General features: G+C 31.4%; 9 protein-coding genes. 5 read left to right on the top strand and 4 right to left on the bottom strand.

Translation table 11 applies throughout. The features are described 5' to 3' along the window. Positions 1-169: 169 nt before the first annotated feature. On the top strand, positions 170-769 hold the full coding sequence (locus FHK87_RS17115) for a hypothetical protein (protein ID WP_140594985.1): 600 nt from the start codon (positions 170-172) through the stop codon (positions 767-769). A gap of 1,000 nt (positions 770-1,769) precedes the next feature. Continuing rightward, the gene (locus FHK87_RS17110) at positions 1,770-3,992 is read left to right on the top strand and encodes a sugar-binding protein (RefSeq protein ID WP_140594984.1); all 2,223 of its coding nucleotides are present in this window, start codon (positions 1,770-1,772) and stop codon (positions 3,990-3,992) included. A gap of 122 nt (positions 3,993-4,114) precedes the next feature. Here the strand turns inward: FHK87_RS17110 and FHK87_RS17105 are convergent, their stop codons facing one another. Both FHK87_RS17105 and FHK87_RS17100 read right to left on the bottom strand, forming a co-directional pair. Further along, positions 4,115-5,530 (bottom strand): sensor histidine kinase, encoded by a 1,416-nt coding sequence (locus FHK87_RS17105; protein ID WP_140594983.1) that lies wholly within the window; start codon positions 5,528-5,530, stop codon positions 4,115-4,117. Between the two features lie 14 nt (positions 5,531-5,544). After that, entirely contained in the window at positions 5,545-6,273 is a 729-nt protein-coding gene (locus tag FHK87_RS17100; RefSeq protein ID WP_140594982.1) for a LytR/AlgR family response regulator transcription factor, read from the bottom strand. Between the two features lie 263 nt (positions 6,274-6,536). Between FHK87_RS17100 and FHK87_RS17095 the strand changes: the two genes are divergently transcribed. The 3 genes from FHK87_RS17095 to FHK87_RS17085 all read left to right on the top strand — a co-directional run bounded on the left by FHK87_RS17095 (position 6,537) and on the right by FHK87_RS17085 (position 11,477). After that, a complete protein-coding gene (locus FHK87_RS17095) occupies positions 6,537-8,255 on the top strand; it encodes a DUF4214 domain-containing protein (protein WP_140594981.1) in 1,719 nt (572 codons plus the stop codon). Positions 8,256-8,658: 403 nt separating this feature from the next. Then, the gene (locus FHK87_RS17090) at positions 8,659-9,132 is read left to right on the top strand and encodes a hypothetical protein (RefSeq protein WP_140594980.1); all 474 of its coding nucleotides are present in this window, start codon (positions 8,659-8,661) and stop codon (positions 9,130-9,132) included. Positions 9,133-9,296: 164 nt separating this feature from the next. Further along, positions 9,297-11,477, top strand: coding sequence for a T9SS type A sorting domain-containing protein (locus FHK87_RS17085; protein ID WP_140594979.1), 2,181 nt, complete (start codon positions 9,297-9,299; stop codon positions 11,475-11,477). 231 nt (positions 11,478-11,708) lie between these two features. Here the strand turns inward: FHK87_RS17085 and FHK87_RS17080 are convergent, their stop codons facing one another. Both FHK87_RS17080 and FHK87_RS17075 read right to left on the bottom strand, forming a co-directional pair. Further along, a complete protein-coding gene (locus FHK87_RS17080; RefSeq protein ID WP_140594978.1) occupies positions 11,709-12,293 on the bottom strand; it encodes a hypothetical protein in 585 nt (194 codons plus the stop codon). A gap of 433 nt (positions 12,294-12,726) precedes the next feature. Further along, positions 12,727-14,916, bottom strand: coding sequence for a tetratricopeptide repeat-containing sensor histidine kinase (locus FHK87_RS17075; protein WP_140594977.1), 2,190 nt, complete (start codon positions 14,914-14,916; stop codon positions 12,727-12,729). Positions 14,917-15,060 lie beyond the last annotated feature (144 nt).

Here is a 15,060-nt window from a genome sequence, read left to right as displayed (position 1 = left end):
CCGAATTTCTCTAGCAATTCCAAAACTTTACACCTCTACAATGTAAACAGTAACCCAATATAAACCATTTGTAAATTTATTTAATACAAATATCAAAAAACAAGTCCATGAACATATGGGTAAACTTAATTTTGAAGTAAATAAATACAAATCTTTTAAAACATTAAACATGAAAAAAATAAGTCTTTTTTTGATCCTATTTTCTCTAATTCTAATAACTTCTTGCTCTAAGGATAACGTTGAAAACGATCATGAATCTTTGAACAATACCGAGGTTCGGTTTAAGGAATTACAGGCAGAGTCTAAGTTTCAAGAATTTGAAATCTTACAAGATGAGTTAGTAAGTGAAATAGCTAATATTTTGGAAAAAGAAAACATCACTGGAGGAGAGTTATATCAACTTTACCAAAATAAAGATGAAGAAACCATAAGTACACTGCTCAGAACACCTGAAATAATCAAAATTCAAGAAAATCTCAACTTGATCGCAAATGATCTAAAGACAAATTATCCAGATTTACTTCCTTCAATTTCCGAAACAGAACAACATCAAGTCATAGCGATTGGAATGAAAAATATTAAAGAAATTGATAATTATTCTTTTATGACAAAGAGAAAAAAGTGTAACTGGAGATACACCTTATGTGTAGCTGCCGCTACTACTGCATATACCGCTTGTGGTGCTGGAACAGGTGGAGTTGCTCTCTTAGCTTGTACTGCTGCTTACGCATATGGCATGACTCAATGTTATGATAGACACTGTAAATAATATGATTCACTAATAGCTTTTAAAGTTTGAGTTCACAATGAAGTACTGGTAACTATAAAATTACTAGTACTTCTCATTCTCCTCACCCTCAAAACACTTAAAATTCACACAGTGTATCATGAAATGTTTCTTTCAAATTAATACAAACACAAACCTCATATTCAGGTTATTATTTTCGTGTTTTTCTGTCAACTATGGTTTTACTCAAGAGAGAATCGAAGGAAAAAGATAAAATTAGGAGCTACCAATTGGCAAATCAGTATTTCTAACTATCCGAACGGATCATCAATATTAACCAACTTAGAATTAACAACATCTCAAAATCGAATAAATATAGTAAAGAATGGAAGTCACTAATCACGGGGGCTAGCATTTTTCTGGATCGAGCAAATTTATGCAAATACAAAGGTGTGCTGAATATAAACTCTGCTTGTTCTCACAAAAAATCTAATTTACTTAACTTTTGACAATGAATTATAAAGCTAAAAGTGTGAACGATTCATGGTAAATGATATCCAATACACATAAAAGCGCAAAAAAATAGAAGGGTATGGACTGAACCCATACAATAAAATTGGAACGATAATAGAAACTAAATTAATCAAAGAGAATAACTATACCTTAGGTATACATAAGCTACCCAGCAACTTATATTTTATTCCCATTACTTAAAAAAATATTCTAATCAAGCTAAACTCCTTAAAGAATAAACACAAAATCTCTATGTAATTATTAATTAGCTAACAAATCAAAAGAGCTAACACCTAGATTGGTTTCAAACTAGAAGGCTTAACACCCCACCTGTTTTCTTCTATTCGATATTGAAATCGAAAATCAACTTTACACATCATCCAAACTGTGTTCAAATCTTTACTACCACAAACGTAACCCTCACAAAAACTTTTATCTAAGGTAATAATATTGACTTTTTATCCATCTTAATTTTTCTAAAATAACTGAATTTAAAAACAAATCAGACTTAACATCAAATTTAATAATCATGATTAGTAAACTAAATTTTATCCTTTTTGCTATAGCGTTACTGGTTGAGTTTAATGCTTTCGCACAAGAAAGCACGACCAGAAATCCATGGCAGATGAAACAAGAACAATTCGAACTGTTTGAAAACGTAAGTGTTTCTGAACTTAACAACTCTCCAGGAAGTCACCCCGATTATGGAGCACTTACTTTACCTGGAGTTTCCAAAAGTAGCAACAAGCCAGACAATGGGGCTAGCCCCCAACAAGGTCAATTTAGATTTCGTGCTGCACCATCTCATTATCTTAAAGATGATCCTATTGTTTTCCCTGATCAACCGGGTGCTTCACATCTTCATATGTTTTTTGGTAATACTAGAGCAGATGCTTACAGTGAGGTTGGAACCGGTAGTCAGGATGATCTATTAGTAAGAGGAGCAAGTTCTGTACAAGGTGGTAAAGGTGCTAATGCTTCGGCTTATTGGATACCAGCTCTGTTAGATGGTCCTTTAAGTGGCTGTGATGATCAACGAAAAATAATTCTTCCTGATAATATAATTGTTTATTACAAAACCAGACGTCCAGCCGAAACACAAGGAGGTATACCCCACGGACTTGAAGTTATTGGCGGTAACTTAACTCATACACCAGGCCAAGGTATGGTTCATGGCATGACTATTACAAATAGTGGCGGCGGTAATTATAGACAAGGTGCTGTATGGGGATTTTATGACCCTTCAAGAGGGTTGTTAGTCGATCCTCAACCAACCATTCCTAAATCTAACCCAAAAGGTTATAAGTGGTTGCGTGCTGTGATTGCTTTCCCCCAATGTTTTGCAATTGAAGCGGATGGACAAGTGAAGCTAAGTTCGCCAAACAACCTTGATCATCAGTTAATGTTGGAAGATTCTCAGGGATACAGTCAGGATAATCTAATCTGCCCAGATTCACATCCATACCGTATCCCAAGAATTGAATTACTAATAGATTTTCGTTGGCCTGAAAATAATGACACCAGTACTTGGCGTTTATCTTCTGATATGGGGGCTGATACTGCTGCCAAAGTCCCTCATCCTGGAGGGAGCTTACATGGAGATATTCTCTTTGCTTGGAATTTAATGGTAGGAAAATCATGGAAAGAAAATTGCCATAATCCGAGTAACCCCAGAAATTGTTCGAATGGTCACACTGGTACGCAATGGAGATTAGAAGGAATTGATAATAGACCAATGATTACAAATTCCGTTTATACGGGGAATCCATATTTATCAGATCCTTATGATTGTGAAGTGTCTTGTCCAGCTGCAGGAACGCCTTGTAATGATGAGGATCCTAATACTACAAATGATGTCGAAAATGGAAATTGTAATTGCAAAGGAACTACAATTAATCAATCAGAACAAGAGATTTGTAACCTAAACATGGGAATTACAATTGATGGTTCCGATTCAGATTGGTCACAAAACTCATACTCTTTATCTAATAAAATTCTTGGCAATGTAACATCAGATGATGATTTATCTGCTAAATTCAAAGCACAATGGGACTCAGAGTATCTTTACATTTTGGTAGATGTATCAGATGATATACTAAAAAATGATTCTGAAAAACCTCATCAAGATGATAGTGTAGAAATTTATATTGATGGTGATAATAGCAAGAACTCTTCGTATGATCAAAACGATCATCAACTAGTGTTTGAGTATAATAATCAAACTGTATATCACTATCCGAAAAACCAACAGAATCCTACCGGAATTACTTTTGCTCAAACTACAACAGATTCTGGTTACATGATAGAGACCAAAATTGCATGGTCATTTATTGGGATAGATCCAAGCATAAATAATAAACTTGGGTTAGATATACACATTAACGATGATGATAATGGAGGGGATAGAGATAGAAAAACTTCATGGAATGCCAAAAATGATATTGCTTGGAAAGATACTTCTGTTTTCGGTTCCTTAAAGCTAGACGATTGTAACAGCTCAAAAGTAGTTTCTAAAACCTCTTTCAACATCTTTCCCAATCCAACAAAAGAGAATCTTCATATTGTACTCCCAAATGAATTAAAGGAAAAGTACCTGCTCAAAATACATAACATTAACGGAGCATTAATAGAAACTAAATGGATCAAAGAGAAAAATTTTATCATAGATATTCACGAACTCCCCAGTAATTTATATTTTATATCTATTACCGGAAAAAAACACTCTTTTAAAGCTAAATTCTTTAAAGAGTAACCACAAATACTCTATACATCTATTAATTAGTTAACAAAAACCAGAAGACTTAAACCATCTTCTGGTTTTAATTATTGTTTAAATGAGCAAAGAGTTAAATATGATATCAATATATTCAGATTTCACAAATTTGGTAAACCGTTAATAATTATTGACACTGCCGTACCTGACACAACGTCCTGATTATCATTTAAATGTACGTCTTTAATTTCTACCAAAGAATTAGGATAGATCATTTTTATTCTCTCTTTAGTAATTTTAGTACCAAGCGATTTTTTTACTTCAAGATTCAATCTTGACGACGCTTCTCTTCCTATCCCATTATCTTTGACTATTATAATAAGCGCATTTTCAAGTCGAGAGCTGATACTTATCTCTATCTTCTTCTCCTTGCCTTCTTTAGAATATAAACCATGCCATATCGCATTTTCGACATATGGTTGCAAACTAAGTGGAGGTATTTCAATTTGATTTAAATCCAAATTTTGATCATTAGTAATTATTAAATCAAAGCCATCCTCTACTCTCAATCGTTCAAGATTAACATAGGTTTTAATTGTATCCAGTTCTTCTTTAAGACTTACTGTAGCTTGAGAAGAATTTTTTAAGATTACACGAACTAATTTTGCAAATTTGGTTAAGTAGTCTGAGGCCAATTCCTTTTCATTTTTTAATATAAAATTATTAATAGAGTTTAATACATTAAATATAAAATGAGGATTCATCTGCGCCTTTAACGCAGTTACTTTTAACTCGGAGGCTTCTATTGATTTATTAAGCAACTGTATTTGAGCTAATCTTTTCTTACGCTCAATCTCATTAAATTTATAACCAACTATTAATGCAAAAATTAGTCCTTCAATTATTGCACCAATTTGCATAAATATGATAGGATTATATTTTGGTATAACATTATAGAATGCTATACGGATACTTAAAACCAAACTAACATTTGCTAGAATAAGATAAACTACAGAACCTATAATCAACAGTTTAACTGGAATTCCCTTAAAACGATAAAATATAAAGTAATTAACCGTTGCAAACAAAGTGACTAAATAAAACAGCAAAACCACAAGAGTAAAAATTTCAATAGTGCTAAGAAAAAAGCTAGAAATTGATATAATTACGATGAATATAAGCAATATCTTTTTTGCTAATTGTAGAATAGCATCCCATTTAGAAATTAAGTTTTTTGTATTTAAAACCTCTCTAACATAACAGATATAAAAAAAATAGGCCAAAAATTGAATCCCGTAAAATAATGTTACAGAGACATGTGAAATATCCGGTATATAAAACATTTCAGGAATATAATGAACAAAATATACCAAAAGGCAAAAAACAAATGCACTGTAATAAAGAAACATTCGATTCTTGTTTTGAAAGAAAAAAAGGAAATGATATAAAAAAAGAACAAATAAAATCCCTTGTACCCAAGCCTGAAAGCCGAAAACCTCATGATACTTTAATGAATTCAGTTCTATCTGCAAAAATATATTCTTAATAAAAAAAAGAACTGAGGATACTAAAATCATTAGAATTTAAAATCTTAAAGAATTCTTTTTAGTATTTCAGTTTTTTTACATCTACTAACACTTACACTTTCATTATTACTCATTATCAATGTCCCACCTTGATGTTTATAATACTTTGTAATATGATTGAGATTAATATGGTAAGAGTTATGCACTCTAAAAAAAACTTCATTATCTGGTAAAAGAGAAATTGTTTCTTTCAAATTTTTTGATATCATTTCCATTCTATTATTAGTTAGAAAGATTCTTGTATAGCTTCCTTCTGCTTTTAGAAAAATAACTTCGTTTAATTCATAGAAACTAATTAAGCCTTTAACTTGAATGCCTATTTTTTTTTCAATACTAACGTTATGAATGCGATTACTCCTATAAAGACTCTTTGAGACAAGGTCCTTTTGCATTTTTTTTGTTAAAGATATCAAATCACATTTATCTACTGGTTTTAGAAGGTAATCAAAAACAGAAGCTTTAATTGCTTGTAGTGCGTATTCCTCATAAGCCGTTACTAAAACTATATAAGACTCGATATCTCCCAAATTCTCAATAAGATCAAATCCAGATATCTTTGGCATATTTACATCTAAAAATATACAATCTGGTCTATTTTTTACTATAGAGTCTATCGCCAACCTAGAGTCGCCTATTTTATCTATCACCTTAATATTTGGGCAATAGTTTTCAATTTTCCATTCTAAAGTGTCTAATGAAGCTTTTTCATCATCTATAAGCACTGAAGTAATCATCTTTTTGATTTTAGAGTTAACGCAAAATATAAATAAAAACGATTTTGATATAAATTTATTATTGCAAAACAATCTAGCACTTACTTCTCTCCTTGTAAATTATACCTTGATTTTTAACCTTTTACAACCCAAAATCAACAATCCATATTTGTTTTCAATCAAAATACAAGTTTAAACCAGCTATTCACAAAATAACTATCAGTGCATAAAATTTATTAACTGATTTTTGCACCGAACTAACTTAATTCAAACTTAATATTACAATGAAATTTAATAAAATTGTCAACTGTTTTTCAATCTTGCTCGCATTATTTATTTCCAGCTGTAGCAATGAGGTTTTTGATGAAGTAACTCCCCCATCAAACGAAGGAATAGACAGTGAACTCCATAGCGATGACCCTCATGGAGAGATCATAGAATTTTCTGATCAATCTGAAAACTTAAAATTTTTTGTCGGGGAATCTACCAAAATAGATCCAACAAACACCTTTCAAGGAGCAGAAATAATTTTATCTACTACATCAGATCTACAATCAATAGAATATCAAATACAATCTATAGACGGTGTTTGGTCTGAATGGGAACCTATCCTATATGAAGGAATCCAAGAAGGCTATTATTCTGTTCATTTGAATATTGATAACAACAAACATTATAAAAATTTAAAGTTCAAAAACTTGAAAGATGTTCAATATGCAAAATTTTTATTTACAGGTATTCCTGGAGAACATATGGTAAAAAGTAAATCGGTTTCTGGGGGTAAAGCCCCAATAAATGGAAGATGGAATCCTCCTGCTCATATTCGTGCTATCGGAGATAATCAATCTATCTCTTTTACGCAGGATAGTGGTGCGTGCTCAGGCGGATTACTAAACGGTACTAACATTTTGAGGAGAGCTTTAAGAGACCGATTTCCTCAAATTTTTCTTGCAGGTGGATATTGCTGTAGAGCAATTGGTGGCAATGGTTGTCTTTCGGGGAGACCTACTCCTGCTGGAACTCCTTCTCAACATAGTTATGGAAGAGCAGTAGACTTGCATATAAGAACCGTTGGTGGGCAAGCTGACAATGGGGCTGGTGATCCTGTTGCTCACTGGTTAATAGAAAACGCTAGTGCAATTGGTATTCAATTCATAATATGGGATCGTTCTACTTGGAGAGCAGATCGTCCTAGAGGTTCCAAAGTAAGAAATTACGGTGGGCCTAACCCACATGTGGATCACTTGCATATAGAACTTAGCCGGGCTGGATCCAGAGGTCAAACCCCATGGTTTACTGGAGGCGGAGATACTAACAGCCCTGTTGGTCCATTTCCAAATAGGGAGGATTTCGTCACTCAACTATATATTGACATTTTTAAGCGTATTCCTAATGAAACCGATCTAAAAAATTGGGTAAACAAATTAAGAAGTGGCAATATCTCCAAAAATGGTTTAATTACCCTTTTAGTTAATAGTCAAGAAGCTAGAAATGTATCTGGTATTCCAGGTGAATCTCCTGAAAACTTTCTTAGAAGAATTTTTAAACTTATGCTAAAACGATCTATAGGAGAACAAAGTATTCCTGGTTGGATGAACAGTACTAACAGAGACAAAAACAAAATAAGTGCTGCAATATTTGACTCAATAGAATATCGAAATCATTTTGGAAAATACCGTCCTTTTAGCTCTTCTACCGCTTTTGTAAAAGCTCAATTCAAAAATATCCTAAAACGAGAAGCTGAATCAAATAATCCATTTATATCACAATTAAATGCAGGAAGATCAGTAAGAGACGTTCTGTTCGATATTGTAAACTCTCAGGAATCTATAAACAGATACGGTACAGATCCAGTAATAAGAGCACATAGAGCTATCCTACAACGAGACCCGATCGGAATACATCATATTCATTGGCAGAGAATTTTTGATGAGCAGGGACATACTGGTTTACTAAATGGTTTATTTAATTCTAACGAATATAGATTACAATTTGGGCAATAAAAATTTTTCTTCGTGCTATAGTACTTCTATTCATCAAAAGAAATAATCTATCATGAGATATAACCCTAGTTACAGACCTACTTAGCTATGACTTATTTCAAATTTAATTAGTTAGAGAGTGGAGTTAAAAGTTCAAAGTTGTTTTCGCTAAAAAGTGTTTACTCCGCTCATCTAACAATTTTTAATAGTCAGTTTTGTTGAAATATCTCTTTTTTCCCCGAATTGAAATGAGTTAGGTTGAAATATTTGATAAAAGTCATCAGTGATTATTTACATAAAATATTCGGCTCAACTCTATTCTTTTTACTGATAAAAAATTTCTTCTTGTCAATGAATACAATTTATTCAGAAGATTAAATTTTTGACACATATCTCAATTCTAATATTTATCAAAAAAAACAATATGGATAACCTAAAGCTTAAAACCTGGATTTTTGCATTACTAGTTTTAACCATTCTCTCTACAACTGCACAAAAAACCAATGATTCATATAACTGGAGTCTTGTAAGAATTGGTGGAGGAGGTTATATTACAGGAATGAAGATTCACCCTTTGGACAACAACATTCAATATTTTAGAACAGACGTAGGTGGGGCTTATCGCTGGGATGATTCTAAAAAAGAAATGGTTCAAATTCTAAATTTTCCATTTGAAAAAAAAGATCATTATGGAGTAGCAGGTATAGCACTTCATCCGACAAATCAAAGTATAATTTATCTTGCTGTTGACAGAGCAAATACAAATAAGACTTCTAAAATATTATATTCAATTAACAAAGGTGATAATTGGACAGAAATTGCTGTTCCTCCAGGAGTAAAATTCGGGGCCAACGGAGGTCGCGTGGGTGGTACCGGAATTAACGATGGAGAAAAATAACCAGTATTCCTGATAATGATCAAGAAGGAAGTATTAGATCAATTAAGTTTAATCCCAACAATAACAACCAAATTATAGTTGGGTATGCAACCAAAGGAATATATCGTAGTACGAATGGTGGACAATCTTTTGAATTAATTAACAATGGATACTCTGATCTGAAATTGATTGCTGATATAAGTTTTTCGAAAAATGGAGATCAATTGTATGTAGCTGCAAGAAATAAAGGTGTTTACAAATTATCTAATCCACAAACCAATAGGACTTGGAAAAAATTGAATCTTCCTTTTTCAAACATTTTTAGAGGTTACCAAACAGTTACTGCTAGTCCACATTCAAATAATGTCGTAATGGCTTCTGTTGCAGCAAGCTCTGGTAATAATTTAGCCCGATTACAAATTTCATTTGATGGAGGAAATACGTGGACTACAAAATCCCAAACAAACATTACAAACATATTTACATGGAAAGATGTTTCTAGAAGTGCTGGAACTCATACTTCACAAATAGTTTTTGACCCCAAAGACTCCAATAAACTTTATTATACTTCTTGGTTCGGATTATGGCATACAGACAACTGGAAGCAATCTACAGTACATTGGAAAAATAATCGAGCTAGAGGTCATGAAGAAATGGTTCCCTCTGGGCTATACGCTTTCCCTAAAAACACCAAAAACAATACCCTAGGTATTAATTCTGCAGATTACGTAGCAATTATTAGTAAGAATCCTAATAGCTACAATAATAAAGATGTCAAGCCCTTAATGGATGATAATTCAAAAGTGATAAAAGGTGTAGATATAACTGCTTGTGAAAAATATCCAAACAATTTTATTTTGTCTAGTACAGATAAGTGGCAGTCAACTGGAGGTGAGCCAAACTACGGAGCATTGTTATATACCTCAAACGGAGGAGATAGCTACAATAGAATAACAGCTTTCAACAGAAATTGGGGACGTTCTCTCGTCGCAATTGCCTCGAATGATCCTTCAAACTTTATAGTTGTTCACGGTAACCAAATTCATTTTACCAAAGACAAAGGAAAATCATTTCAAAAAGCCAACATTCCCAACCTTGGAAATGTGGTTGAAAACAATGTCTTTACTTCTCATAGACCTTTAACTCAAGATTATGTTTCCAAAAATACTTTTTATCTATATGATAGAACGAATGGAAGTATATATTCTAGCACAGACGGAGGTAGTAATTGGAGTAAGAAAAGCCAAACTCTTCCAGCTCATAATATAAACTATAGTAAGGCATCTTTAAAAGCTGTACCAAATGTAGCTGGTCACCTATGGTTTAACCACCCCATTAATGGTCTATATTGGAGCGAAAATTTCGGGACCAACTGGACCAAAATCAATAACGTAAAAAAAGCTAAAAGTATAGCGATTGGAAAAGAACGAAATGAAGGCGATTATCCAACCTTGTATATGATTGGAACATTAAATTCTAATCCTGAAGAAGCTGTATATAGATCTACCGACAGGGGTAAGTCTTGGGTTAAAATAAATAACTTTGACTCTTTGTTTCTTTTATCAAACCCTAGATATATGGCAGCAGATCGGACTGTTTTTGGAAAAGTATATATCGGTATAGAAGGATTAGGTGTTTGGCAAGGCAATGATAATTCTAGTCCTCCTCTCCCATCTTCAGCATTGATCTCTGATGGTTTATATTATATTGAAAGCTCAAACAATAATCAAAGGTTATTAGCGAGAAACAATGAACAACATAGTGCAAGAATGCATAACCCGGGGGATTGGAATGATCAAAAATGGTTTTTTAAACATTTAGGAAATAATATATATACCATCAAAAATCATCTAACAGGAAAGTACCTTCAAGTTAATAATAATTCCTGTGATGGATGGGTAAATGTGGTAACAGGAAACACTTTTCAAGAGGCTCATCAGAAATGGAAAATCATTAAAAACAAAGAATATTATTCCTTGATACCTTCAAACTGCCAAAGTGTGGCACTTGATAGAAATAAGGGTCTTATTGACGCGAATGTACAGGTGTGGACTTTTGATTATATTGACAATCCAAATCAGAAATGGAATATATTCTCTGTAGGAAGGTCGAAAGAGACTAGAATTAAAAATACATATTCTATTTACCCAAATCCTGCTACGCATATTTTAAATATTGAACTTTACATCAAATATGATGATATTAAAGTGATGAATTCTTTAGGGGAAATGGTACCTAATATTCCTAAACAAAAAAGCACTGAAAGCATATTAACAATGGATGTAAGCAATTTAAATCCTGGGCTTTATTTCATCAAAATATCCTATCAAAAAATCAGTAGGACTATACGTTTTATTAAAAAGTAAAATATCTAAGAAGTAACTGTAATTTCATGAAATCATGTTAAGTTAAGTATTTGTTTTAAGAAACGTCAATTTACCCTTTGCTATATTTTAAAAATTAATAGCTTTATATATCAAAAAAACTGCGATTCCTTGGAATCGCAGTTCCTAATTAAATCCTAACTCAAGGATTTTTCATGCGAACAACTACTTTCTATTAATTTTACAAACAATCAATTATTAAATAAATCATATTTATTGGCATGATGTCCAAAGAATTTTACCTGTATACGTAATTCTAGTTTTGGTACCGCAAGAACAGATAAAATGACTTTGTAAACGATAACCTAGTCCTCTGCAAATAACTCCTCCGAGAGATTTTAATTTACTAAGAAGAATCGTGCACGAACCTTGTGCTACGGCTATAGTATTACTTCTAGACAGATAGAGGTCTATCCCATACCATCTACGATCTACGCCAGTTCTATTACAACTTTTTGTATGTACTTCGTTTTCCATAAATGAATCATTAGCCTCTTCCATAGATAATTCTCCATTGGCAATCAAATCATTAAATTCATTTAAAGATCCTTTTAATTCTTCATACAATGATGCTTCAATCCCGAATTGATTTTTTTGATCATCAAATATGAACTTACCGTCTGTTTCAATAATATGCTTGCTAAGCATTTCTATGGCTTGGTCATAATCTGTGATAAGTTCGGTCTGTTCTATTGGTAACTCTTGATTTACCTCATCTTTATTACATGAGATAAAAAAAATACCAGAAAACATTAATATACATATCAACTCAATAGTCGATTTTTTAAGATTTTTCATTTCCGTTTTTAATTTTAAATGTTAAATTTTAGATAGATTGATAATTCTAAAAGTCATTATTACCTCTAGAATTTTATTAATCGATGTGTAATACCGGTTATTACTTCTATCAAACTTAAAAGATTAGCTATTTGAATGTTATAACAAATTTGTAGATAGTATTCTTTTCTATGTAGATGGTTGAGAATCTTAATAAGAGGGATTTGCTTATATGTATTAACGTATTTTATGAATAGAATAACTATAATTCAAAAATTACAGTTGATAGTTACCCAAGAATCTCACACCAGTTTTTACTATAAACATGAATTCTAAGAATTCTAAACACATTACCTAGAAAATCGCACAGAATCCAAAAATACAGTGTTTTAAAACAATGATAAGCTTATATTCCATTTAGAAAATACCCCCTAAGACAATATCATACAGGAAATTAGTTTTCCTCCAAAATATACGGAATTACCAAAGCGACTATTGTTCCTTTTTCGTTATATTTTTTTCTATCTTCAACTACAATCGAACCTTTCATTTTAAAATCTTTTGACAACATCTCTAGTCGTTCTGAAGTTATAGTCGTCGATAGTGATTTTTTATCTTGATTTATATTCTCTTTCAAAGAATCAATACCAATACCATTATCAGAAATCTTACAAACTAAATCATGATCCTGATATGATAAATACACATCAATAATTCTTTCTTCTTGTTGATTGGTAAAAGCATGCTCAATAGCATTCTCTATAAAAGGTTGAATTAACATTGGGGGAATTTTGATTAGTGATTTATCAATTGTTTCTTCTACTGAGATTGTATATTTATATTTCTTATTTGCTAAATTTTGAAGAATCAAATAGTTTTCTATTGCTATCAATTCTAGGGAAAGCGTAACCATTTTATCTCTAGAGTTTTCTAGAATAATCCTTAGTAATTTTGAAAATTTAGATAGATATAAGACTGATTTTTTTTGTTCTTTATTTAATATCATTCCTTGCAAAACCGAAAGAGAATTAAATAGAAAATGAGGTGTCATTTGTGAGCGTAACAGTTTTTGTTCTATTACAATATTTTGAGTTTTTGATCTTATATTTCTTAATTTTAAATAGAAAATAATGGCTCCCAACATCAATGTTGTAATCAAAAAAGCAATGATCCCTAATAATAAATTACGTTGTGATTTTGCTAGATCTTGAGTAGTTACTTTTACTTTTTTTGTTAGTGTTAACTCTTTTTTTTCGGCAGATTGCAACTCATTTTTATACTTATATTCATACTCAAGCGCAGTAATTTTTTCAATATTTTCCCTATTTAAAAGGGCATCACTTAGCATTTTAAATTCTACATAACTTAGATATGCTTTTTTGTATTGCTCTGTCATTAAATAAATATCAGACAAAAGTCCTGCAGCTCTTTTTTCAAACTCTAAGTATCCTTGTTCTTCTGAGATTTTTTTACTTTCTAAGACAAAAGACATTGCCAATTGATACTTTCTCTGATAAAAATAAGTCTCAGAAATACCTAAAAGACTGGCAGATAAAACACGTTGATTATTTATTTTCTGACTAATATCTTTTGCCTTTGTAAAATTTTCAAGGGCCACTAAAGGTTTATGAGACAATAAATTTGCTCTTCCTATTTTATCAAGACATGTAGCGATCTCAATTAAATTATTAATCTCTTGATTCTGTTCTAAAGATAATTTATAATATTCTAAAGCTCTCAAATACTGTTTTTGAGAAAAAAGCATATCACCAATATCTTTGTTATTATTAGCAGTTAAATTTTTATATCCAAATTTGTAAGATAAATCTAAAGATTGTTTATAGTAATCGAAAGCCTTATCTTCTTGGCTTAAATAATTGTAAACACCTCCTAAATTACCAAGTAATTTTATTGTTGATGAGACATTATCAACTTTTTGGTAATAGTTTAAAGCTTTATTATAATTTTCTGCTGCTAACAAATAGTTACCTTGCACTGTATAAACCACTCCCATATTCATTTGCACAGATGCTATCCCTTCTTCATCATTAATCTCTATACTATTCTTTAATGCTTTTTTATAATTTGAAATAGCTTCATTATACCTTCCTGTTTCAGAATATACATTTGCGGTATTTATTAAAATCGTAACAAGCGCTTGTTTATCTCCTAAATCTTCATAGATTTCTGAAGCTTTTTTATACGCTTCCAAAGATTCATCGTATTGAGATTTATCAAAATGTGTTATCCCGAATGCTGTATAAATATTTGCAATTCCTTTTAAGTCATTAATAGATTCATAATGTTTTAAAGAACGATTGAAGAAAGTAAGGCTTTTTCTATAATTTGATTTTATATTTTCTAGTATTCCTTTTAAGTAAAATACCTTTCCTTTTCCTTTTGTATAATTTAGAGTATTACTTAGTTCTTCTGCTTGTTCCAAGTATAATTTGGTAGCATCCATATCATTTTGAAAGGAAGAAAATGCTAAATCATACAGTAAATTTACTCGAATTGTATCATTTGATGTATGATTTTGTAGTTCAATTTTTAGGCTATCTATTTTTTTATTTTGAGCTTGTATGCTTCCTATTAAGAGAAAAAAAACAAGTAATTGGGTAATAGTTGTATTAGTAAGATTCATAAAATACATTTACTGATTTTAATATGTACAAAACAGTGCGGGTTAAATCTACTAATTTTTAGAATAGGATAGTTTTACAGGTTTACATTTTAGTTTTTGAGTAAAGACAAATTTTCAAAATAGACTTTTTAAGTAGTCTCATCA

Origin of the sequence: Aquimarina algicola (assembly GCF_006443095.1) — a bacterium.
GTDB lineage: Bacteria > Bacteroidota > Bacteroidia > Flavobacteriales > Flavobacteriaceae > Aquimarina > Aquimarina algicola.
The sequence above is the reverse complement of the archived record's forward strand: the minus strand, read 5'-3'. Positions and strand labels throughout refer to the sequence as shown.

Excerpts from the sequence above, each read along its gene's own strand:
- FHK87_RS17115 (WP_140594985.1), top strand. The coding sequence starts at position 170 with ATGAAAAAAATAAGTCTTTTTTTGATCCTATTTTCTCTAATTCTAATA.
- FHK87_RS17110 (WP_140594984.1), top strand. The coding sequence starts at position 1,770 with ATGATTAGTAAACTAAATTTTATCCTTTTTGCTATAGCGTTACTGGTT.
- FHK87_RS17105 (WP_140594983.1), bottom strand. The coding sequence starts at position 5,530 with ATGATTTTAGTATCCTCAGTTCTTTTTTTTATTAAGAATATATTTTTG.
- FHK87_RS17100 (WP_140594982.1), bottom strand. The coding sequence starts at position 6,273 with ATGATTACTTCAGTGCTTATAGATGATGAAAAAGCTTCATTAGACACT.
- FHK87_RS17095 (WP_140594981.1), top strand. The coding sequence starts at position 6,537 with ATGAAATTTAATAAAATTGTCAACTGTTTTTCAATCTTGCTCGCATTA.
- FHK87_RS17090 (WP_140594980.1), top strand. The coding sequence starts at position 8,659 with ATGGATAACCTAAAGCTTAAAACCTGGATTTTTGCATTACTAGTTTTA.
- FHK87_RS17080 (WP_140594978.1), bottom strand. The coding sequence starts at position 12,293 with ATGAAAAATCTTAAAAAATCGACTATTGAGTTGATATGTATATTAATG.
- FHK87_RS17075 (WP_140594977.1), bottom strand. The coding sequence starts at position 14,916 with ATGAATCTTACTAATACAACTATTACCCAATTACTTGTTTTTTTTCTC.